Origin of the sequence: Rothia sp. LK2588 (genome assembly GCF_040946465.1) — a bacterium.
Classification (GTDB): domain Bacteria; phylum Actinomycetota; class Actinomycetes; order Actinomycetales; family Micrococcaceae; genus Rothia.
Window position 1 is genome coordinate 500022 of record NZ_JAYWLS010000001.1, and the last position, 23806, is coordinate 523827.

21 protein-coding genes are annotated in these 23806 nt (G+C 54.9%); 20 read left to right on the plus strand and 1 reads right to left on the minus strand.

What is annotated here, in order from left to right:
* Positions 1–7: 7 nt before the first annotated feature.
* Positions 8–1291, minus strand: coding sequence for a DUF349 domain-containing protein (locus VVR12_RS02390; protein WP_368549507.1), 1284 nt, complete (start codon positions 1289–1291; stop codon positions 8–10).
* Positions 1292–1773: 482 nt separating this feature from the next.
* On the opposite strand from VVR12_RS02390, the gene hisS reads away from it, so the two are divergent.
* From hisS to carA, 20 genes are all read left to right on the plus strand, one after another.
* A complete protein-coding gene (gene hisS / locus VVR12_RS02395; protein ID WP_368549508.1) occupies positions 1774–3135 on the plus strand; it encodes a histidine--tRNA ligase in 1362 nt (453 codons plus the stop codon).
* A gap of 75 nt (positions 3136–3210) precedes the next feature.
* Positions 3211–4989, plus strand: coding sequence for an aspartate--tRNA ligase (aspS, locus tag VVR12_RS02400; RefSeq protein ID WP_368549509.1), 1779 nt, complete (start codon positions 3211–3213; stop codon positions 4987–4989).
* Positions 4990–5743: 754 nt separating this feature from the next.
* Entirely contained in the window at positions 5744–6181 is a 438-nt protein-coding gene (dtd, locus tag VVR12_RS02405; RefSeq protein WP_368549510.1) for a D-aminoacyl-tRNA deacylase, read from the plus strand.
* Between the two features lie 8 nt (positions 6182–6189).
* Positions 6190–7557, plus strand: coding sequence for a replication-associated recombination protein A (locus tag VVR12_RS02410; protein ID WP_409349870.1), 1368 nt, complete (start codon positions 6190–6192; stop codon positions 7555–7557).
* A gap of 258 nt (positions 7558–7815) precedes the next feature.
* The gene (rpsD, locus tag VVR12_RS02415; protein ID WP_368549511.1) at positions 7816–8448 is read left to right on the plus strand and encodes a 30S ribosomal protein S4; all 633 of its coding nucleotides are present in this window, start codon (positions 7816–7818) and stop codon (positions 8446–8448) included.
* A 239-nt stretch (positions 8449–8687) separates the two neighbouring features.
* Positions 8688–9092, plus strand: coding sequence for a DUF948 domain-containing protein (locus VVR12_RS02420; RefSeq protein ID WP_368549512.1), 405 nt, complete (start codon positions 8688–8690; stop codon positions 9090–9092).
* A 370-nt stretch (positions 9093–9462) separates the two neighbouring features.
* Positions 9463–12147, plus strand: a complete 2685-nt coding sequence (gene alaS, locus VVR12_RS02425) for an alanine--tRNA ligase (protein ID WP_368549513.1) — start codon at positions 9463–9465, stop codon at positions 12145–12147.
* 27 nt (positions 12148–12174) lie between these two features.
* Positions 12175–12699, plus strand: a complete 525-nt coding sequence (gene ruvX / locus VVR12_RS02430) for a Holliday junction resolvase RuvX (RefSeq protein ID WP_368549514.1) — start codon at positions 12175–12177, stop codon at positions 12697–12699.
* Complete coding sequence (gene mltG / locus VVR12_RS02435; protein WP_368549515.1) at positions 12696–13910, plus strand: endolytic transglycosylase MltG; 1215 nt, start codon at positions 12696–12698, stop codon at positions 13908–13910. The genes ruvX and mltG overlap by 4 nt, the downstream gene beginning before the upstream one ends.
* The gene (locus tag VVR12_RS02440; RefSeq protein ID WP_368549516.1) at positions 13840–14850 is read left to right on the plus strand and encodes a shikimate dehydrogenase; all 1011 of its coding nucleotides are present in this window, start codon (positions 13840–13842) and stop codon (positions 14848–14850) included. The genes mltG and VVR12_RS02440 overlap by 71 nt, the downstream gene beginning before the upstream one ends.
* An 87-nt stretch (positions 14851–14937) precedes the next feature.
* A complete protein-coding gene (gene aroC / locus VVR12_RS02445; protein WP_368549517.1) occupies positions 14938–16152 on the plus strand; it encodes a chorismate synthase in 1215 nt (404 codons plus the stop codon).
* 14 nt (positions 16153–16166) lie between these two features.
* Complete coding sequence (locus tag VVR12_RS02450) at positions 16167–16769, plus strand: shikimate kinase (protein WP_368549518.1); 603 nt, start codon at positions 16167–16169, stop codon at positions 16767–16769.
* A gap of 1 nt (position 16770) precedes the next feature.
* Complete coding sequence (gene aroB, locus VVR12_RS02455) at positions 16771–17865, plus strand: 3-dehydroquinate synthase (protein ID WP_368549519.1); 1095 nt, start codon at positions 16771–16773, stop codon at positions 17863–17865.
* A gap of 149 nt (positions 17866–18014) precedes the next feature.
* Entirely contained in the window at positions 18015–18578 is a 564-nt protein-coding gene (gene efp / locus VVR12_RS02460; protein ID WP_368549520.1) for an elongation factor P, read from the plus strand.
* Between the two features lie 13 nt (positions 18579–18591).
* Positions 18592–19002 (plus strand): transcription antitermination factor NusB, encoded by a 411-nt coding sequence (nusB, locus tag VVR12_RS02465; protein ID WP_368549521.1) that lies wholly within the window; start codon positions 18592–18594, stop codon positions 19000–19002.
* A 155-nt stretch (positions 19003–19157) separates the two neighbouring features.
* Positions 19158–19730: a bifunctional pyr operon transcriptional regulator/uracil phosphoribosyltransferase PyrR gene (gene pyrR, locus VVR12_RS02470; protein ID WP_368549522.1), complete on the plus strand. Its 573-nt coding sequence runs from the start codon at positions 19158–19160 to the stop codon at positions 19728–19730.
* A 3-nt stretch (positions 19731–19733) separates the two neighbouring features.
* Positions 19734–20717 (plus strand): aspartate carbamoyltransferase catalytic subunit, encoded by a 984-nt coding sequence (locus tag VVR12_RS02475; RefSeq protein WP_368549523.1) that lies wholly within the window; start codon positions 19734–19736, stop codon positions 20715–20717.
* A 19-nt stretch (positions 20718–20736) separates the two neighbouring features.
* The gene (locus VVR12_RS02480) at positions 20737–22044 is read left to right on the plus strand and encodes a dihydroorotase (RefSeq protein WP_368549524.1); all 1308 of its coding nucleotides are present in this window, start codon (positions 20737–20739) and stop codon (positions 22042–22044) included.
* 26 nt (positions 22045–22070) lie between these two features.
* Positions 22071–22592, plus strand: a complete 522-nt coding sequence (locus tag VVR12_RS02485; protein ID WP_368549525.1) for a hypothetical protein — start codon at positions 22071–22073, stop codon at positions 22590–22592.
* Positions 22593–22629: 37 nt separating this feature from the next.
* Positions 22630–23796: a glutamine-hydrolyzing carbamoyl-phosphate synthase small subunit gene (gene carA, locus VVR12_RS02490; RefSeq protein WP_368549526.1), complete on the plus strand. Its 1167-nt coding sequence runs from the start codon at positions 22630–22632 to the stop codon at positions 23794–23796.
* Positions 23797–23806: the final 10 nt, after the last annotated feature.

Here is a 23806-nt window from a genome sequence, read left to right on the forward strand (position 1 = left end):
TGAAATATTAAGCGTTCAGATCAGCCGAGGAGGCCTTCAGGGTCTCCAACCACTGGCGACGGGCGTCGAGGGCTTCCTGGGCTTTGGCGATGGCGCGCTCATTGCCGGAGGATTGCGCCTTGGCGAGATCTGCCTCGAGACCTGCGATGGAATCTTCCAGCTGAGTGAGCATGGAATTCGCGCGGGCCTTCTTTTCAGGGTTAGACTTCGACCACTTCGCGTTCTCCGCGTTAGAGATTGCATCCTGAATCTTCTTCAGCTCGCCCTCAACGCGACGAACTTGGTTACGGGGAACCTTGCCGGCAGCGTCCCAGCGATCCAGGATGGGCTCAAGCTTAGCCTTAGCCTCCTTGACGTTGGTCACCGGTAAAATTGCGCGGGCTTCTTCAAGAAGCTGTTCTTTGACAGCCAGGTTCGCTTCAAATTCTTTGTCAATCTCTGCGTTGGCGGCGCTACGAGCATCAAAGAAAACGTCTTGCGCTGCGCGGAAGCGCGCCCACAGAGCGTCGTCCTCACGGCGAGAACCGCGCGGGGCAGCCTTCCACTTATCCATGAGGTCACGGTATTTACCAGCGGTGACGCCCCAGTCGGTCGAAGAGGAGAGTGCTTCGGCTTCAGCGATCAAGGCTTCTTTGACGCGCTTGGCCTTGGCATTGGCCTCGTCCAGGGAGGAGAAGTGGGCCTTGCGATGCTTATCGAAGGTGGTGCGTGCAGCACGGTAGCGTTTCCACAACTCATCTTCAATAGTCTTGGGCAGGTGGTGCTCACGCTGCGTTGCTTTCCACTCATCAAAGAGCTGGTTCATCCGCGCGTGTGAATTCTTCCAGTGGGTCTTTTCAGGATCCTGAGCTGCGATGGTCTCTGCTTCGGCAACGATCTTTTCGCGAGCGGCTATGGCCTGTTCGCGGGCTTGAGACTGTTGTTGCTTTTCGTTCTCGGCCAAAGTGGCAATCTGCTCGGTGATAGCTACGAGACGGGACTGAAGGCTCGCGTAATCACCGACCATATTGCGGTTAGCAACCTGTGCGCCCAGTTGCTCTACCGACTTCTGCAGATCAGCGGCGGGTGCGCCGTTGGCAACTCGCGCCTCTAAGAGGGAGACCTGCGCGTCTACATTGTCGAATTTGCGTGCAAAATAGGCCAGTGCTTCGTCCTCGCTGGCATTGGGCAACTGTCCTACGGCGTATTCTTCGCCTTCTACGATGACAAAAACGTGACCGTCTTCGGAGACTCGGCCGAACTTACGTGCCTCGTCGAGGTTGACCGATGTGTCGTCGGATTGTGTGTTCACCGCTATAACTCTTTCGCTCAAGGGGGGATATTCCCGCGTTAAATGAAGAAAAATCGCTACATACGAGCTGTACCCATGCGTCTCATGGGTCGCGAGATCGTTGTAACGCGTCTCTAGAATATCTGGTGGGTTAGGGGAGAGGCAATATTGGTTTATTGAGGGGGCACACCGCCACTGACCCGTTAAAGAACAGATCCGTCGGAGCGCTCTTAGGGTCAGCGCGCCGACGGATCTTCAGCTGATACAGAACCTCTTGGGGGATTGTCCTGCATCTGGGGGACAAAAGTCCTCTAATTTCCCGGCCTCTCACGAGGGCGGGATCAACAACACACGTTCTATTGTCCCCTAAATCGCTTATCGTGTAAAGCGCATCACTCTTATGAGAGAAGAAATTTAGACAAGAGGGGCCGTCTTGGGCTAAGAGTACACAACAGAGTAGTCTTGTAAGGACTATATTTATACCCCACGATCAGAGGAGAAAGATGGCTCGCAAGGCTTCACTTTCAGGTTTCCCGGAGCTACTTCCTGAAGAACGCCTCATCGAGAATCATGTACTCGACACGTTGCGCGAGACCTTTGAACTCCACGGATTTTCACCGATTGAAACCCGCTCAGTAGAAACTGTCGAACAGTTGCTTCGCAAGGGTGAAATCGACAAAGAGGTCTATGGAATCTCCCGCCTGCTTGATGAGGACGAACCGCAGGGTCGCTCTAAGAAAGATAAAGAGAAGCTAGCGCTCCACTTCGATCTGACCGTGCCATTTGCTCGCTACGTGGTTGAAAACGCCGGTTATCTGAACTTCCCCTTCATGCGCTATCAGATGCAGAAGGTCTGGCGAGGGGAGCGGCCGCAGGACGGTCGCTTCCGCGAGTTCACCCAGGCAGACGTCGATGTCGTGGGTGATGGTGCATTGCCCTTCCGCTATGACGCTGAGCTCGCGCTTGTCGTGGTCGACGCGCTGTCGCGCCTGAAGATCGGTGATTTCAAGCTACGACTGAATAACCGCAAGCTTTCAGAAGGCTTCTACCTCGGACTGGGCCTCAACGATACCGCCGGGGTTCTGCGTAATATCGACAAGCTCGAAAAAATTGGCGCGAATGAAGTCTCGCGCCTCTTGCAAGACGAAGTAGGAGCCACAGCCGAGCAAGCAGAAGCGGCTCTGAAATTGGCTGCTATTCGCACTGAAGATATCTCGTTCGTTCAACAAGTGCGTGCCCTGGGGGTTGAGCACGAATTGCTAGACGAAGGTCTTGCCGAGCTTGAAGAGGTTGTGGGCCAGGCGTCCCGCCGAGCCCCGGGCCGGGTGATCGCCGATCTTTCCATCGCACGCGGACTCGACTACTACACCGGCACCGTGTACGAAACCGTTCTCGTGGGTCACGAAAAGCTCGGTTCTATCTGTTCCGGTGGACGCTATGAATCGTTGGCGTCGAACGGCAAGCGCACCTTCCCCGGTGTGGGCCTGTCGATCGGTGTGACCCGCCTCGTCTCTCGCATTATTTCCGAACAGATGGCCACGGCCTCCCGTAAGGTGCCCACTGCAGTCTTCATTGCATTGACCAACGATGATATGTGGGCCGACGCTCAGGACGTCGCGCAGCAGCTCCGTGAGCGAGGTGTTGCTTGCGAGGTCTCAGCAACTGCCGCCAAGTTCGGCAAACAGATTAAGTACGCTGAGAAGCGTGGGATACCCTTTGTGTGGTTTAGCCACGTCGGCGAAGATGGCTCTCTCAGCCACGAGGTCAAAGATATCCGCAGCGGAGAGCAGGTTCAGGCGGATCCCGCTGTCTGGACGCCTCCGGCAGAGGATCTACGAGTTCGCGTGACCGCCTCCAGCAACTAGCCTCAGTTAGAATTAGCCCAAATTTATTAGTGATATGTGCAGCGCCTTTGCGGCGTTGAACCTGAAAGGAAATCAGTGCTACGCACCCATACCCTTGGTGAACTCACCGCCGCCAATATTGGCGAAACCGTCACCCTCACCGGCTGGGTTGCCCGCCGCCGCGACCACGGCGGAGTGGCATTCGTTGACCTGCGCGACCGCGAGGGTGTTACCCAGTGCGTGTTCCACGACGAAAAAGACTTCGAAGCTCTTCGCAATGAGTACGTTCTCAAGGTGACCGGGCAGGTCACCCGTCGACCGGAGGGCAACGAAAACCCGAACCTCACAACCGGGGAGATCGAGGTTGAAGTTACCTCCACCGAGGTTTTAAACACTGCCTCCCCCTTGCCGTTCCAAATCGACGAGCACGTTGAGGTCGGTGAAGAGGCACGTCTGCGTTACCGTTACCTGGATCTGCGTCGTCCTGAGCCCGCGCGTCTGATGCGGCTCCGTTCCGAGGCTAACCGCGTGGCTCGCAACGTGTTGGCCGAAGACGGTTACACCGAGGTGGAGACCCCCACCCTTACCCGTTCAACCCCCGAGGGTGCTCGTGACTTCCTCGTGCCCGCACGCTTGGCTCCGGGCTCGTGGTACGCTCTGCCGCAGTCTCCGCAGCTGTTCAAGCAGCTTTTGCAGGTAGGCGGTATCGAAAAGTATTACCAGATCGCTCGTTGCTACCGAGATGAGGACTTCCGCGCCGATCGCCAGCCTGAGTTTACCCAGCTGGACATCGAAGCGTCCTTCGTCGATCAGGAAGACATCATCGATCTGGGCGAGCGTATCGTTCAGGCGGTGTGGTCTCTCATTGACGTTGAGATTCCGCGCCCCATCGACCGCATCACTTACAAGGATGCGATGGAGAAGTACGGTTCGGATAAGCCCGATCTCCGCTTCGGCCTCGAGTTGACCGAGCTGACGGATTATTTCAAAGACACTACCTTCCGCGTCTTCAAGGCACCTTACGTTGGTGCCGTGGTCATGCCCGGTGGCGCGTCTCAGCCGCGCCGCACCCTGGATGCTTGGCAGGAATGGGCCAAGCAGCGTGGTGCTAAGGGCCTTGCTTACGTCCTGATTCAGGAAGACGGCGAGCTGACGGGACCTGTCGCCAAGAACATCACCGACGAGGAGCGCGCAGGGCTGGCCGGGGCCACGGGTGCGAAGCCCGGTGACTGCATCTTCTTCGCGGCTGGAACTGCTAAGGAATCACGCGCGCTGCTCGGTGCTGCTCGCGTCGAGATCGGTCACCGCACCGGTCTGATCAAGGACGGCGATTGGTCGTTCGTGTGGGTTGTCGACGCCCCGATGTTCGAACCCGCCGCAGACGCAACAGCCTCCGGAGACGTGGCATTGGGTAATTCGGCTTGGACCGCTGTGCACCACGCCTTCACCTCGCCCAAGCCCGAGTTCCTCGACAACTTTGACGAGAACCCCGGTGAGGCGCTGGCATACGCTTACGACATCGTGTGCAACGGAAATGAGATCGGCGGCGGCTCGATTCGTATTCACCGCAAGGACGTCCAGGAACGTGTTTTCAAGGTCATGGGCATCGGTGAAGAAGAAGCCCAGGAGAAGTTTGGCTTCCTGCTGGACGCCTTCTCCTACGGTGCGCCTCCCATGGGTGGTATCGCGTTCGGATGGGATCGCGTCTTGCAGCTCTTGGGCAACACCGATTCGATCCGCGACGTCATCGCTTTCCCGAAGACCGGCAATGGTTTCGACCCGCTGACCGCCGCTCCTGCGCCCATCACCGCGCAGCAGCGTAAGGAGGCCGGCGTCGACTTCAAGCCGAAGAAGGAAGAGAAGAAAGACGCCTAAACTGCGGCGTTAACTTCCTCAGGCGGAGAAACTGCCATTGAGGTGGTCAAAGATCCGGGGGCAATACCCCGTCGCTCAGGATGCAATCGTTGAGGCGGGTGCTTCTGAGCAGACGGGGAATGCCTCCGGATCTTTGTTGACTGGGGTATAACGAAGTCGTTGAGCCGAGTAGAGTTTCACCGGTAAGTTGTGGGTGCGGTAACGGAAGGTACGAAAATGCGGGTCGCGGTGATAGGCGCCAGTGGTGCTGGCAAATCTACGTTCTGCAAACAACTCTCGACGATCGTCCGCGCCCCCTACATGGAGATGGATAGTTTGTATTGGCAACCGGGATGGACGCCCAACCCGGCCTTCGTCCATGAAGTCCAGCAACTATCGCAAAGGGGTAATTGGATTACGGAATGGCAGTACGCCGATGCGCGTACCATCATTGCTGAATATTCAGATCTCTTCATCTACTTGAACTACCCGCGCTGGCTCGTGATGTGTCGGGTCATCCGTCGGACAGTACAGAGACGTATATTTCATACCCCTGTGTGTAACGGAAACATGGAACCGCCATTATCCACCATTTTCTATAATCCAGAGCACATTGTGAGGTGGTCGTGGAAAAGCTATACGAAGTATGCACAGCGTTGGCAGAAACTTCAGGAGCGGTACCCCGAGAAAACTTTTCTGAGCTTTTCACACCCGCGGCAAGCACGTCGTTGGCTAAGTGAAATCGCACCACAACTTTCATCATAAGGAGTTCACTATGCGAGTTATCCTGCAGAGAGTTAGCAAAGCCCGTGTTGAAGTAGACGGGGAAACGGTCGGTGTCATCGAGGGCCCAGGATTGTTAGCCCTCGTCGGAATTACGCATGATGATTCCGAAGTTGAGGTAGCCAAACTCGCCGAAAAAACACTTAATCAGAGAATCTTCGAGGGAGAAAAATCGGCGAGCGACATTGATGCCCCGGTATTGGCTGTGAGTCAATTTACTCTCTATGCGGACATGAAGAAAGGGCGTCGTCCTTCCTGGTCCAAGGCTGCCCCCGGTCATGTTTCCGAGCCCGTATACAACCAATACGTAGAGAAACTCCGTGAATTAGGAGCTCACGTTGAAACAGGTCAATTCGGTGCCGATATGCAAGTCAGCCTGGTCAATGATGGTCCGGTGACGCTTATTCTCGATTCGCAAGAGCTGTTGTAGGAGTTTGCGTGACCACACTCTTCGATGCCGCCGATTCGTCCGATGAACCGGATGAAGAGATAAAACGCGCCCGTGATCCATTGGCTGTGCGTATGCGCCCGCGTACGCTTGATGAGGTGGTGGGCCAAAAACATCTGCTTCGTCCGGGCTCCCCGCTACGCGTTCTCGCCGGAACAGACGAAACTATCGTTGGTCCGTCCTCCATCATTTTGTGGGGGCCGCCAGGTACCGGTAAAACTACCCTGGCCCACGTCATCGCCCGATCCGGTAATCGCAAATTCGTAGAGCTTTCGGCGGTCACGGCCGGAGTCAAGGACGTTCGGGCCGTCATGGAACAGGCCTTGGAAGACCGCGATTTTCGGGGCATTTCCACTGTCTTGTTTCTAGATGAAATTCACCGTTTCACCAAAGCACAGCAGGATGCCCTCCTTCCTGGAGTCGAGAATCGTTGGATCATTCTCGTCGCTGCGACCACGGAGAATCCGTCATTTTCAGTCATTTCGCCTCTACTTTCTCGGTCTGTCATGCTCACCCTGCAATCACTGCAGAATGATGACATTGAACAGCTTGTGCGCCGAGCGCTGACGAGCCCTCGTGGGCTGCGGGGACAATTCGACATCTCCGAACCTGCCCTGGACTATATTGTTCGTCTTGCCAATGGGGATGCGCGTAAATCGCTGACTTCTCTTGAGGCAGCCGCGGCCGTCGCGTACGGACGATCAGATGAACCAGACCAACCCATTCTGATCGATGAGGACCATGCGGTCGAGGCACTCAACCAGGCGTCGGTACGTTATGACCGTGGGGGAGACCAGCACTATGACGTGGTATCCGCCTTCATCAAATCTATTCGTGGCTCAGATGTTGACGCAGCCCTGCACTACCTGGCACGTATGATCGTTGCCGGCGAGGACCCCCGTTTCATTGCTCGTCGGCTGGTGGTGCATGCCAGCGAGGACGTCGGTATGGCGGATCCCAGCGCATTGACGGCAGCGGTGAACGCAGCTCAAGCGGTACAGCTCATCGGTATGCCCGAGGCGCGCATCAACCTCGCCCAGGCGACCATCCACCTGGCGACCGCTCCGAAATCCAATGCAGTCATTAAGGCGATAGATGCTGCGATGGACGACGTCAAACAAGGATCGTCCGGCAACGTTCCACCTCATCTTCGGGACTCTCATTATGGTGGGGCGCAACAATTGGGCCACGGTGCCGGTTATAAATATCCCCACGATGAACGATTCGGTATTTCGAATCAGCAGTACCTCCCGGATGTTTTACAGGGGCGGGAATACTATGAACCGACAGTTTTCGGTCACGAGTCGGGTATGAAACACAGATTGGAAACCATCAAACGGTTCTTGAGAGGGGAATGAATCCGCGTTGTGCTTCTAAACACGGTGCCGTGAGATTTTAGCGATCTATACAGTTGTCTACCCGTCGTGTAAGCTATTGCTTTGGCTGGCAAGCCTCTTAAAACGCAGTTTAATCTGATCACCAAGAGGTTGTAGCGAGGAGTGCGGCTGCTCCGAGCTCTCCACTGCACGAACCGTGTGCAGCACAGGGAGGCCACGCCAAACAGAACAAATGGGAGTGTTCTGACGAACTATCCCAACCGCTATGAAAGGTAAATTGTGGCTAACCATAACCGCACCCGCCGTACCGTGCGTCAGTCCCGTGCCCTGGGCATTGCACTGACCCCGAAGGCAGAAAAGTACTTCGAGCGTCGTCCTTACGGCCCCGGCCAGCACGGTCGCGCCCGTAAGAAGCAGGACTCCAACTACGCAGTTCAGCTGCGTGAGAAGCAGCGTCTGCGCGCTCAGTACAACGTCCGCGAAGCACAGATGCGCCGCATCTACCTCGAAGCAAAGCGCGTCGAGGGCCAGACCGGTAAGAACATGATCGAGATCCTCGAGACCCGTCTCGACGCTCTTGTTCTGCGTGCAGGCTTCGCCCGCACCATTGCTCAGGCTCGCCAGGCTGTTGTGCACCGTCACATCATGGTGGACGGCGTTCGTGTTGACCGCCCGTCCTTCAAGGTGAAGCCCGGACAGATGATTCACGTGCACCCGCGCTCGGAGAAGATGGCACCCTTCCAGATCGCAGCAACCGGTGAGCACCAGGCAGTGCTCCCCGATACCCCTGCATACCTCAAGGTTTCCATCGAAAAGCTCCAGGCTGTTCTCGAGCGCGCTCCCAAGCGCGAAGAAGTACCCGTGACCTGCGAAGAGCAGCTCGTGGTTGAATACTACTCGCGACTGGCATAAAGCTCGTCTAACAAAGGCCCACACAGGCAACTGTGTGGGCCTTTGTCGTTGGCGCAGAATGTGAGCAGAAATCTTAGGCCGCATATCGGCTGATAGACACCTGCCAGGAAACCCGAAATCTTGCTGATCCAGGCGACACAACATCGTTTATACGCAGATCATCCGTACAGTAGAATTGTTATCACATCGTGATCTTTGGTCACGCTCAAACCGTACAGCCAACTGACAGGGGAGAACGTATGAGTGGAGCAGATATCGCTGGCCTTGTCTCAGCTGCTGTTTTCGCGATTTTGGTGGCCTTATTGGCTCTACCCATTCTCAAACTGGGTAGAGTCTTCGACCAACTCACTATGACGATCCGTTCACTCAACGATGGCGCGTTGCCCCTGCTCGATGAGATGACTAAAACTGTGAACACCGCGAACACACAGCTCGCTAAGGTGGATGACATTACGTCGAACGTCTCAGATGCCTCCGCCAACGTCTCGGCACTCTCATCATTGGTCTCCTCTACCGTTGGCCAGCCGATCATCAAGGTTGCCTCTTTCTCTCACGGTCTAAGGAGCGCACTTCGCCAGCAAAATAATGATTCCTCGACCGCCGCCCGTTCCCACGAGGGCTCTGTATCGGATGAGGGCCGCTAGCGAGATGCCCAGAATATTTTCAACGGGAGGCGCCAAACCATTGGGGTCACTGGTAAACAAAACTTCCGATTTTGTCACCCGCGTCAAACAAGGGATGCAAGAGAAAGAAGCGGAGTTGCAGAGCCGATACTTGAACGGCGCCGCCCCTGCGTCATCAGCTCAGAGGAACCATAACCTCCAAACTCACAAGATTGTTGAATCTTCGAGCACTCAGGTGAATGCCGAACCCGAAGGGGCTGAGACACTGCGCCAACGTATTGAACGGGATCGTGCCCTGGGTGATGATTTTTTCTCATCCGGCGTCTCACCTAAAATTTAAACTTAATATCTCAGAATTAGAATTTACCGCTACGATAAGGAACTTCCCCGAATGCTTTCTCAAGAAATCTCCAAACGTTGGATCGACTTCTTTGAGGCACGTGGCCACACCGTGGTCCCCAGTGCTTCACTAGTATCAAATGAACCGGGTGCCATGTTCACCATCGCAGGTATGGTTCCCTTCATTCCGTACTTCTTGGGTCGAGAGGTTCCGCCCTATTCTCGCGCGACCTCCGTTCAGAAGTGCATCCGTACCCTCGATATCGAAGAAGTAGGTAAGACCGCCCGACACGGCACCTTCTTTCAGATGGCAGGTAACTTTTCCTTCGGTGACTACTTCAAAAAAGAGGTCATTCCGTGGGCTTGGGAGTTGCTGACCACCTCCGTCGATGATGGTGGTTTCGGCCTGGATCCTGAACGTCTGTGGATCACCGTTTATGAAGGCGACGACGAGGCCTATGATTTGTGGACTCGGGTTGTAGGTGTTCCTGAAGAACGCGTTCAGCGCATGAGCATGAAGGAAAACTACTGGTCGACAGGTCAGCCCGGACCCGCAGGCCCCGACTCGGAAATCTTCTACGATCGTGGACCGGCCTATGGTAAAGATGGTGGCCCCGCGGTAGATGACGATCGATACATTGAGATCTGGAATCTCGTGTTCATGCAGTACCAGCGCGGTGAAGGCATTGGCAAGGACGACTTCGAGATTCTGGGTGAGTTGCCCAAGAAGAGCATTGATACCGGTTTGGGTGTTGAGCGTCTCGCCATGTTGTTGCAGGGCGTCGAGAACTTCTACGAAACTGACCAGGTCCGGCCCGTACTGGACGCCGCGGCCGAGCTATCAGGCAAGAAGTATCACGGTTCAGAGTCCGCCTCCGATGAAGGCTATGAAGACGACGTTCGAATGCGCGTGGTTGCAGACCACATTCGTTCTTCGCTGATGTTGATTGCCGATGGTGTGATCCCCTCGAATGAAGGCCGCGGATACATTCTTCGCCGCCTGATGCGTCGTGCGATCCGTGCCATGCGTCTGTTGGGAGTCACCGAGCCCTGCCTACCGGTGCTCTTCCCCGCTTCTCGCGACGCAATGAAGGGTGCATTCCCCGTTGTCGGCGACGAATTCGATCGGATTTCCCGCATTGCCTACGCCGAAGAAAAGGCTTTCCTGCGGACTATCGAGTCGGGGACCGAGCGTTTGGAGAATGCGGTAAAGCAGGCAAAAGCTACCGGTCAGTCGACCGTTTCCGGTCAAGACGCTTTTACTCTGCATGATACCTACGGTTTCCCCATCGACCTGACCCTGGAGATGGCAGAGGAAGCCGGCGTTAAGGTGGACGAAAAGGCATTCCGCGAACTCATGGAGGAGCAGCGTCACCGTGCTCAGGCCGACGCTCAGGCCAAGAAGGGTGCCCACGCCGACCTTTCTACGTTCCGGGAGCTGGCAGACCAGCGCGGTTCTGTTTTCACCGGGTACACCGAGCTCAAGACTGAAACTACTTTGCGGGCGATTATCGTAGACGGTGCAACTGTGCCGGCCGCTTCTGCGGGCCAACAAGTAGAAGTTGTGCTCGACGAAACTCCTTTCTACGCTGAAGCCGGCGGACAGGCCGCAGATACCGGCACCATTTCCGGTAATGGATTCGCGCTGGATGTCTCCGATGTTCAGCAGCCGGTCAAGGGATTGAGTGTTCATCGTGCGGTAGTCCGCCAGGGTGAGGCTGTGGCTGGTACCCCCGTTGTCGCTCAGGTCAATGAACAGCGACGTCGCGATGGTGAAAAGGCGCACTCGGGTACTCACATCGTGCACGCGGCACTCCACCAGATCCTGGGCAACGAAGCCACTCAGCGAGGCTCCTTCAATAAGGAGGGCTACCTGCGTTTCGACTTCGCATGGAACGAGGGACTCTCCGAAAGTGTGCAGCGTGAAGTGGAAGAGCTTGCCAACACCGCAATTCGCGATAACCTTCAGACGGTCACCCGCGAGATGCCCCTGGCGGAGGCTAAGAAGCTTGGTGCAATGAGTCTGTTCGGCGAAAAGTATGGAGATACCGTGCGGGTCGTTGAAATCGGTGGAGATTTCTCCCGCGAACTCTGCGGTGGAACGCACGTCGATTCTTCCGCAGAGATCGGTTCACTGACCCTGCTGACCGAACAGTCGGTGGGATCGGGTAACCGCCGTGTCGAGGCTTTGGTGGGCCTTGATTCGTTCAACCACCTCGCTGCCGAGCGCACGTTAGTGAATCAGCTGACCTCCATGATGAAGGTTCAGAAGTCCTCCGACCTGCCCGAGAAGCTCAACGAGACTCTGAATAAGCTGAAAGCCGCCGAGAAGGAACTTGAAAAGCTCCGTAAGGAAAAGCTACAGGCTGAAGCGGGCAAGCTCGTTGAAAAGGCCGAGACCGTCGGTACTGTGCGGGTATTGCTCCATAACGCAGGTGAAATGACTGCCAACGAAGTCCGTGACCTTGCCCTCGACCTTCGTCAGCGACTGGGTTCGGATGCGGCCGTTGTCGCCGTTACCGGTATCAATAACGGACGCCCCGTCATCATCATTGCTACCAACGAGGCTGCCCGTTCCGCGGGTGTCAAGGCCGGTGCGCTGGTGCGCGTGGCTACCTCCGTTCTCGGCGGTGGCGGTGGTGGAAAGGACGACGTCGCTCAGGGTGGTGGCCAGGACCCCGCCAAGATCGACGACGCGTTCGCCGCTATTCGATCTGCCGTTACAGAGGCTCAGTAACCGGTGGCGTTCACACGTGGAAAGCGCATGGGCGTCGACGTGGGCAATGCCCGCGTCGGCGTGGCCGTGTGCGATCCCGATGGGATCATGGCCACCCCGCTGAAGACCCTGAGACGAGATGTGAAAAAGAACTCGGATCAACGGGTTCTGATGAAACTGATCGAGGTCAATGACATCGTAGAAGTCTTTGTGGGGCTTCCAAAAACAATGCGAGGTGGCCATTCCACGTCCACTCAAATGGCTCACGAATATGCTCGTGCCATCGCCCAGCAACTTGGGGAGCGTGGGCATAGTATTCCGGTACGCTTAATCGACGAGCGGTTGACTACCGTAAGTGCGCACAGATCCTTGCACGAAGCAGGAGTTTCTTCACGTGACTTCAAATCGGTGGTAGATCAGGTGGCCGCCGTGAATATTTTAGAGACAGCACTGGATACGTTGAAGGCAGGGCACCGCGAGCCCGGCGAACTTGTAGAATTGACCATCGCACCTGGCGAACAGATTTTTGACGCTGAAGCTCAAAATGACCATGATACGGAGACCACCGAGTGAGTAATCGTTCAAACTCGAGAAACGCGCGAGGCGACCAAGAATCCCCCGACAACCTCAATACCCTTCTCAACCATGGGGAAGATGGTGGCCGTGAGGGATTCCTTGGGCTGAACGTCGAGCATGACGAGTACACCGAGGAGCAGCGTCGCAAGGTCAAGGCTCGCCGTCGCAATACGATGCTCACTGCAACCTTGGTATTCAGCGTCGCACTCGTCATGATTGTCGCAATTTTGAGTCCTCAGATGGGTTGGTTTAAACGTAAAGATTTTCGCGGCGATGGGAACGGCACCGCTGTCACCTACACCGTGGATCAAGGTGACACCGCCTATAAAATCGCCAATGACCTGGAATCCAAAGGCGTGATTGCTGATGCAAACCGTTTTGTGGAGAATTTCCAAGAACAGGCTGGAGAGCAGTTCATTCAGCCCGGTCAATACTCATTGCAGGAGCAAATGAGTAGCGAATCTGCGATTCATATCCTGTTGCAGAAGGATAAAGAAAACCAGAACTATTTGGCCATTAACCAGAACTGGCGTATGGATGAAACATTTGACGCTATCGCCAAGGCCACCGGAAAAAACGTAGGTGAGTTGCAGGCACTCAACTCAGACGTCACGAAGTTCGGTATTCCCGCTAAGTTCCCGTCTCTAGAGGGCTGGTTGCACCCGGGCGAGTATCACTTCGATAAGAATGCCTCTTCCGAAGAGATCATTCAGACGATGGTAGATCGCACTAAAGCTGATCTGAATGAGGCCGGAGTTCAAGGCGACGATGAGATTTTCCACGTGGTTACTGTGGCCTCGATTCTCGAATTTGAGGGTATCCCCAAGGACTATGATCCCATCGCCGGTGCGATCGAGAATCGTATGAATAACCCCGAAGGTGAGACCGGCGGTTTCTTGCAGTCGGATGCAACCGTAGCCTATGGTCTCGGGGAAAAGACATATCAGCTAACCACCGAAGAAAAACAGGATAAGAACAACAAGTACAACACCTTCGCGCATCCTGGATTGCCGGTTGGACCTATTGGTTCTCCCACATTGGATGCCATCGAGTCAGCGGCTCACCCACAGAAAAACGATTATTACTTCTGGGTGACCGTCAATCTGGACACGGGTGAAACGAAATTCGCCGAGACGTATGCCGAACATCAACAAAATGTCGCTGAATACGAACAATGGTGTTCCAAGAACGAAGGAAAATGCTCCTAATATGAGCAAGGAACTCGACCGGGGTGGTCAGGCATTTGTGCTTGGCCACCCCGTTGGCCATTCACTCTCACCGGCTTTGCACAATGCCGCCTACCATCAGTTGGGGGTGAACATTCACTATGGCCGTTGGGATACTACCGTAGAAGAGCTTGGCGATCGCATGGCATATGCGCAGAGCCATCGCGTCATTGGATATTCCTGCACTATGCCCCTGAAAGATGCAGTGAAACCACATCTTGACCGGTTGACCCCTTTTGCCGAGGCAGTGGGCGTCGTCAATACCGTGACGTGGAGGAAAGATCATTCCGGAGACAAGCAGGCGTGGGGGCATAACACCGATGTTTCGGGGATAGTAAATGCTCTACACCATGCCGGTGCTCGTACTCATCGAATCGCCATTATTGGCGGCGGTGGTACTGCTACGGCTGCCGTAGCGGCAGCACGCTTCATGGGCGCAGGAGAAGCCGATGTGTTTGTGCGTTCAGTGGCTCGAGCAGAACTTGTACGCCAAGTAGCTCAACGAGTGGGCCTCACCCTGAACTTTTATGCCCTGGATAGCTTTGCTCAACGTGCTTCTAGTTATTCAGCGATCATGTGCACCCTCCCCGCTGGTGCGGCGGATGAATTGATTCAATACGGGGGAGAGCATGTTTCCGGGACCCTCTTAGATGTCAGTTACGATCCGTGGCCCTCAGAACTAGCTCGGCGTTGGGAATCTCGAGGAGGGACCATCACCTCCGGAAAAGAGATGCTCATGTACCAGGCAGTAGATCAAATCAGACTTTTTCTGGGATATGAATTAGACCAGCGTCTTCCGCAAGAGGAACAGGTTGTTCATGCGATGTGTACAGCAATCGGTTTACCCCCTCGACACAACGAATCGTTACGGGTCTACGATGCCGGAAAATTACAACCCCAGGGAACGGTTCCGATAGAATAGACAAAATTTGTTCTCCGCCGGGATGTCGAGTAAAGCTGTTAGTAAAGCCCCGTTCGGTGGTGAACCAATAGAGACGAAGGCGGATACATGTTGCGTTGGCTAACCTCAGGCGAATCACACGGTGAAGCGCTGGTTGGAATTATTGAAGGCGTGCCCGCTGGGGTTGAGCTGACCTCAGAAATGGTTTCGAAAGCTCTTGCCCGTCGTCGTTTGGGTTATGGACGCGGCGCGCGCATGAAGTTCGAGCAAGATCAAGTGCGCTTACTCGGTGGTGTGCGACACGGCAAGACTCTGGGTGGGCCTATCGCCATTGAGATTGCTAATACCGAATGGCCCAAGTGGAAAGACGTGATGAGCGCCGATCCCGTGGACCCAGCGATTCTGGAAGGGCGAGCACGCAATGCCCCCTTGACCCGTCCGCGTCCTGGACATGCCGATTTCACCGGGATGCAAAAGTACAATTTCGATGAATCCCGTCCCGTGCTGGAACGCGCTTCCGCACGTGAAACCGCTACTCGGGTCGCCCTGGGCGTCGTGGCCCAACAGGTCCTTGAGGCCTTGGGTATTCGCCTCGTCAGCCATACCACCGCCATTGCCGAGGTAGCCGCACCTGCAGACGCCGCTCGTCCTACGCCCGACGACGTGGCATACCTCGACGCTGATCCCTTGCGCTGTTTCGATCAGAAAACCTCTGAGGTTATGGTCCAGACAATCGACAATGCGCATAAAAACGGTGAAACGCTCGGGGGAGTCGTCGAGGTTCTCGCTTATGGTATGCCTCCCGGACTCGGTTCCTTCGTACACTGGGATCGGCGCTTGGACGCACGCTTGGCGGCCGCTTTGATGGGCATTCAAGCTATCAAAGGTGTCGAGGTAGGCGATGGATTCTTGACAGCGGCACGACCCGGCACAGAAGCTCACGATGAAATCGTCAACGGTCCCCAGGGGGCCCAACGGGTGAGCAACCGAGCTGGTGGTATCGAAGGCGGTATGAGCATCGGAGATCTGCTCCGCGTTCGTGCCGCAATGAAACCCATCGCCACCGTCCCCAAGGCCTTGAAAACCGTTGATACTGCGACTGGTGAAGAGGCTCGTGCTCATCACCAGCGCTCCGATGTGTGCGCAGTGCCCGCGGCAGGGGTCGTCGCTGAAGCAATGGTTGCTTTAGTCTTGGCGGAGGCTGCATTGGAAAAATTTGGTGGCGACTCGATTGCAGAGACTGTGCGCAATAAAGATGCATACCTCAGCAATATCCCAGACTCATTGAAGTGGGAGTCGAATATCGCCGGTTGGGATAGCTAGAGATACCTGTCGTTATGAAACCTGCACAGGAGGAGGTCTCTTTTCCCGACCCGCAACGAGTGCGCGAAGTGCAAGAGGGATTTCTCGAACGACGTCGGCCGATAGTTTTGATCGGCCCGATGGCGGCCGGGAAATCTTATATTGGTGCACACATTGCGCGTTTCTATGGATACCGATTTCTCGATGCGGACCATCTATTCGTGGAAAAATTTGGTCCCATCTCGGAATTTATAGAGCTGTACGGTGAACCGGAATTTCGGGCAAAAGAGGCGCTTCTCATTGCAGAGGTACTAAATTCACCTCGCTACCGAAACTGCATTTTTTCGTTGGGGGGCGGCGCGCCTATGACGGACGCTGTGGCCGAGATCCTCCGTCACGAAACAGTGATCTACATTTTGGTGGATCTGGAAACAGTGCGGCCTCGCATTGAAAACAACACTACCCGCCCCTTGTTGCAGCCGAACCCGGTAGAAAAATGGGTTCAAATCATGCACGAGCGACAGTCCCGATACGAAGAATTGGCCACCTACACACTCGACGCGAGGGGAAATCCTGGCGTGGTCAAAATGACCTCTGAACTCCAAGAGTTTATTCTCTCGACCCGCAAAGGAGCTTGAATTGTCAGAGCAGCTTGAAAACACCGTTATCTCAGTTACGGGTTCTCAACTGAGTGAAAATTACGATGTTCTGGTCGGCCACAACCTTCTCGGAGAAATTCCTGGGATTCTGGGAAATCAAACCCAACGGGTTCTGGTGATTCACCCTCGCGCCCTGCGCTCTACCGGTGAGCTGGTGATGGAGGACCTTCGTAAAGCCGGTTATGAATCTTTCAGCGCAGAGATCCCTGATGCAGAGGAAGGCAAGCACCTCCAGGTTGCTGGATTCTGTTGGCAGGTATTGGGCCAGAATAATTTCACCCGTTCGGATGCCATCATTTCGGTAGGTGGCGGAGCCGTGACGGACCTGGCTGGATTCGTGGCATCGACTTGGTTACGGGGCACTAAGGTAGTACACATTCCCACGACGCTGTTGGGAATGGTGGACGCAGCAGTCGGCGGAAAGACCGCTATCAATACCGCCGAGGGAAAGAACTTGGTCGGAACCTTCTATCCTCCAGCTGCTGTGCTCTGCGAACTGGGGACGTTGCGAACCTTACCTGAAAATGAGTTACTGACCGGGCTGGCAGAGGTTATCAAGTGCGGATTTATTGCCGACCCTGAAATCCTTGACTTGATCGAAAACAACCCAGACAAATTGCGAGATTCCCAATCAACTGTCATTCGAGAACTTATTGAACGTTCAATCAGGGTTAAAGCGCGCATTGTCTCTTCGGATCTGAGGGAGAACGGTCAACGCGAATTCTTGAATTATGGTCATACCCTGGGGCACGCTATTGAGCGAGCGGAACGTTACCAGTGGCGGCACGGTGCAGCGGTGGCCGTTGGCATGGTTTACGCTGCGGAACTGTCGCTAGCAGCCGGTTATCTGGACGAAGAAACCGTAAACCGAACTAGAACGATATGTCAGTCGGTTGGTCTGCCGGTGAGTTACCCCGCTGATCGCTGGAACACGCTCCTGGAGACTATGCGACGAGATAAGAAAACGCGAGGTCGTCAGATGCGATTTGTTATTTTGGAACGCCCAGGTAAACCCCGTATCTATGAAGTTCCCGATGATGCGATCCTCATGTCAACCTACCTGGAGCTGGCATAATCTCATCGCTCTCGCTTTTTGGACTGATCGGACTGGGGGAGAGAAGCCATCAGCAGGTCGTTGCGATGGCATTCAGGCGACCTGAAGAATCGCGGTACAATACTAACGACGACTGCATATTTGACAACTCAACATCTAAGGAGAGCCTGTTGGCTACTACCAACGACATCAAGAACGGTACGGTTCTGAAAATTGACGGCAACCTGTGGTCCGTCATCGAGTTCCAGCACGTCAAGCCCGGTAAAGGCGGCGCATTTGTGCGTACTAAGTTGCGCAACGTGACCTCTGGCAAGGTCGTTGACAAGACTTTCAATGCTGGGGCCAAGGTAGAGACCGCAACTGTTGATCGTTCCGATTATCAGTACCTGTACCAGGATGGCGACTCCTACGTTTTCATGGACACCAAGACCTACGATCAGATCAATGTTCCTGAAGTGGTAGTAGGAAATGCTGCCAACTTCATGTTGGAATCCCAGGTAGCCACTGTCGCCATGCATGAAGGCTCCCCGCTGTACATTGAGTTGCCTGCCTCGGTTGTTCTGGAAATTACTTACACTGAACCCGGACTGCAGGGTGACCGTTCCACTGGTGGTAACAAGCCAGCTACTCTTGAGACCGGTTATGAAATTCAGGTTCCTCTCTTCTTGGAGCAGGGAACCAAGGTCAAGGTTGATACCCGCACCGGTGAATACCTCGGCCGCGTCAACGACTAACATCTAGGACATAGTGAACTCACGCACTAAAGCCCGCCTGAGAGCACTTGAAGTTCTTTTCGAGGCGGATCAACGAAACGACGACATCATCGATGTTCTCACCAGACGTCGTATGCATACGAGCGCTCAGATTTCTACTTATTCGGAAGAAATCGTGCGCGGGGTGCGCGATCATGACGCAGAAATCGTTGAATACATCGAGACCTACTCACAAGGGTGGACGATGGACCGCATGCCCAGCGTTGACCGCGTAGCTTTGCGTCTGGGTGCCTGGGAATTGTTGTTCAACGACGATATTCCCGATGCCGTGGCCATCTCCGAAGCGACGGGGTTGGTACGCGTACTATCAACGGACGATTCACCTAGGTTCGTTAACGGTTTATTAGATCGTTTGCGCCAGGTGAAACCGATGTTGCTGACTTAAAAATTTGAGGGACAAGACCCACTGGGTCTTGTCCCTCTTTTGTAAATAACAATAAGGTTGCCCGGTAGGAACTCACTGATTCAAGCGTGATATGTTAGATATCGGCAAAGCAACCTTTAAGTCCGTCCTGTGAGGCGGGGAAGGAGGCCGGCACCATGGTAGAGAACCTGCCGCAGATTGCGCGCACAATTCTATCTAAAGCCGACATCGATCGTGCTCTGACTCGTATCGCACATGAGATTCTCGAGTCCAACAAGGGTGCAGAAAACCTTGTAATTTTGGGCATTCAGCGTAAGGGGTCGCCCCTAGCTGAGCGCCTCGCAGAAAAAATTGCGTCCACAGACCTATCATTCTCTGCGTTTGATTCTCTGGGGCAACTGGATATCACCATGTACCGGGATGACCTTCGTCAAACACCCGGTCGTTTTCCAGATCCCACCAAACTTCCCCCGGCTGGTATTGACGGCAAAAATGTAGTCTTGGTGGATGACGTCCTTTTCTCCGGCCGCACCATCCGAGCTGCGCTGGACGCCTTGAAAGATAACGGCCGTCCGGCACTGGTCCGTCTAGCCGTACTCGTTGACCGTGGACACCGTGAATTACCCATCCGGGCTGATTTCGTAGGCAAGAACCTTCCCACTGCATCGGATGAAAAAGTCAAGGTTTACCTCGACGAAATTGACGGTAGCGAAGACCGCGTTGACATCATTCAGGCACAGGGGAAATAAATAATGAAGCATCTACTCGATACCCGCGAACTTTCTCGCGAAGAAGCCATCGATATTTTGGATACCGCCGACTACATGCGGCAGGTAGGCCTACGAGAAATCAAAAAACTGCCCGCTTTGCAGGGACGAACCGTAGTCAACCTCTTCTTCGAAGATTCGACCCGCACCCGGTTGTCCTTCGAGGCAGCCGAGAAGCGCCTCTCAGCTGACATCATCAACTTCTCGGCCAAAGGATCATCAGTTTCCAAAGGCGAATCCCTCAAGGATACTGCCCAGACTCTGGCAGCAATCAACGCAGACGCGATTGTTATTCGTCATGGCGCCTCGGGTGCTCCTCAGCGTCTAGCTGAAGCTGGTTGGATCGATGCACCTATTCTGAACGCAGGTGATGGCACCCATGCGCATCCGACCCAGGCCCTCTTGGATGCGATGACTCTTCGCCAATTCCAAGAACAAAGCAAAGGTATTGAAACCAGGGGAGCGGCATTAGACGGAATGCGCGTGGCTATCGTGGGTGACATCCTGCATTCCCGCGTTGCTCGTTCCAACCTTTGGCTACTCCACACTCTGGGAGCAGAGGTAGTTTTCGTTGCTCCTCCGACCCTTCTGCCGGTTGGTATCGAAGATTGGCCATGCGAAGTTTTCTATAACCTCGATGAAGCGCTGGAGACCAACATCGATGCAGTGATGTTGCTGCGAATCCAAAAGGAACGTATGCACGCAGCATTCTTCCCCTCAGCCGAAGAATACACGCGCCTCTGGGGACTCACCCCCGAGCGATTTGCTCTGCTGGATTCTTCTGAACAAGAAACCGCCGTCCTCCATCCGGGCCCCATGAACCGTGGGCTGGAAATCAGCTCTCAGGCAGCTGACTCCGAGCGTTCATGGGTATTGCGTCAGGTAAACAACGGAGTTTCTGTACGTATGGCCGTGTTGTACATGCTGATGACCGGTGGCACCTCGCGCGATTTCTACTCGCACTCCTAAGGATTTGAAAGAGAATACGATGAGCAAGACTTACCTCATTAAGAATGCCTCGATCCTCGGGGCTGACACTGCAGACATTTTGATTGAAAACGGTTCGATTTCACAGATCGGTGAGAACATCGAATCGAACAATGCAGAAACCATCGATGCCTCGGGCCTGGTCGCACTTCCGGGTCTCGTTGATTTGCATACCCATCTGCGGGAACCTGGGCACGAAGATGCTGAGACTGTGGAGACTGGCACGCGGGCGGCTGCACTGGGTGGTTATACAGCAGTATTTGCGATGGCTAACTCTAATCCCGTCGCCGACACCGCCGGTGTGGTTGAACAGGTTATGGAACTGGGCAAAGACTCTGGGTGGGTCAAGGTTCAACCCATCGGCGCGGTCACCGCTGATCTCAAAGGCGAACGGTTATCAGAAATTGGTGCTATGGCGCACTCGCGAGCCGCTGTGCGTGTTTTTTCTGACGACGGAATGTGTGTCTTCGATCCGGCCATCATGCGTCGTGCCCTTGAGTATGTGAAAACCTTCGACGGCGTGGTAGCCCAGCATGCGCAGGAACCCCGCCTCACCGCCAACGCACAGATGAATGAGGGTAAAGTCTCTGCGGAACTAGGTTTGGCAGGCTGGCCTGCAGTTGCGGAGGAATCCATTATTGCCCGCGATGTATTGCTGGCCGAACACGTCGGTTCTCGACTGCATATCTGCCATCTCTCGACTAAGGGTTCTGTCGAGATTGTGCGGTGGGCTAAGGAACGGGGCATCGACGTCACCGCTGAAGTAACACCGCACCATCTTTTGCTCACCGATGAGATGGTTCGAACCTACGATCCGGTGTATAAGGTCAACCCGCCGCTTCGTACCCAGGAAGATGTCGAAGCCCTTCGCGAGGCCGTGGCCGATGGAACGATCGATATTATCGGTACTGACCATGCACCGCACCCGCTGGAATCCGAGGATTGTGAATGGGCGTGTGCTGCAAACGGTATGACCGGGCTCGAACAAGCTCTGTCCATTGTTCAGCAGACGCTGGTCGATACTGGGTTGATCGGTTGGAAGGACGTCGCGCGCATCATGAGCACCAAACCGGCTGAAATCGGTAGGATCACCGACCAGGGACGTCCGCTGGAGCAGGGTGAACCTGCCAACATTGTCTTGGTCGACCCGGCAGCTCAGAGAACGATCGAACCGATGGAACAGGCTACCAAGGGCAAAAACAATCCCTATCGAGGCATGACCGTCCCTGGAGAAGTGCGGGCGACGTTCTTCCACGGGCACCCGACGGTTCTGGATGCTCAATTGGCCACCCCTGTAGCTCGTTCATAGCAGACCCTAAAGGAAGGCCCTCCATTATGCATCCCTTCGTCGTTACAGTTCTGGTCTCTCTGGCTATTGTTGCGTTGTCTGTCTTTTTGATGCGCAAGGGCTGGCATGGGCGTAAAGAGCGTCAGCATCATGTCGGCGTTTTGGCCGAAGTGCCCCAGAACTATGACGATCGTCAGGTGATGGATGTAGTGGAGGGCACCTATGTGTGCACCACGGTATCCGGTGATTGGTTGGATCGTATCGCGGTGCACACCTTGGGGGTCAAATCCCAGGCGCGCATGCTCTTTTACGACGACGCTCTCATCCTTGAGCGAACCGGAGCGCGGGACATCTGGATCCCCGCACATCTGCTCAAAGAGGCACGTTTAGGCGCCGGCATGAACGGGAAATTCGTTGAAAAAGAAGGCCTGTTGATCATCACTTGGGAATTGAACCACCGACGGGTCGACACAGGTTTAAGAACTCAATATTCAGAGGATGTTGAGGAAGCATTGAACCGATTGAACCAGCTGATTGAAAACAATTCATCATCGCGGGTGGAAGCGTAACAAACTCCTGCGTCACACAGAGAAAGTACTACTGGAGATGACCCCCCATTACAAAGCAAGGCCTCATGCAATCTTAGTACTGGAAGACGGTACTGTTTTCCATGGTCAAGAATACGGTGCTACGGGGAAAACGTTAGGTGAAGCAGTTTTTTCCACCGGTATGACCGGGTACCAGGAAACATTGACTGATCCCTCCTACGCTGGGCAGATCGTAGTGCAAACTGCACCTCACATCGGAAACACCGGTGTTAACACCGAAGATAACGAATCACGCCAGATATGGGTAGCGGGATACGTAGTCCGCGATGCCGCTCGGCGAGCCTCGAACTGGCGAAGCGAACAGACCCTGGACGCAAGTCTCGAAGAACAGGGGATTGTTGGAATTCAGGGTATTGATACCCGAGCACTGACGCGTCTTCTTCGGCAATCCGGTTCGATGCGCGCAGGTATTTTTTCCGGGACAGATGCTGAACGTCCGGTCGCCGAACTGATCGCCGAGGTGAAGTCTTCTGCGCCCATGGAGGGCCGAAAGCTGGCCGAATCTGTCAGCATCGACGAGCCCTATGTAGTGGAACCAGCCGATTATGGCTGGTCTGGAGAAATTCGCGGAACTCTGGCTGCAGTTGATCTTGGCATTAAGTCCATGACTCCGCAACGCTTCGCTGAACGCGGTATTCGCGTGCATGTATTCCCCGCTGCGGCGAGCATCGAAGACATCAACCGCGTTTCCCCGACCGGTGTTTTCTTCTCGAACGGACCTGGAGACCCGGCAACTGCAGATGATCAGGTCAAGCTGTTGCAAAAGATCCTGCGTCAGGGAACGCCGTTCTTCGGTATTTGCTTCGGAAACCAGATTCTCGGCCGTGCACTCGGTTTCGGTACCTACAAGCTGAAGTTCGGTCATCGTGGAATCAACCAACCGGTGATGGACAGGAGCACAGGAAAGGTCGAGATCACCGCCCAGAACCACGGATTCGCCGTGGACGCGCCCATTGACTCCACCGTGACTGCCCCCAATGAAGAATTTGGTCGTGTAGAGGTCTCGCACATCGGTCTTAACGACAATGTGGTGGAAGGCATTCGCTGCCTGGATATTCCTGCCTTTTCCGTGCAGTATCACCCCGAAGCTGCCGCTGGTCCCCACGACGCGGCTTACCTCTTTGATCGCTTCATCGATGTGATGACCGAAACGGCTGACGCCTAAAACTTAAGGA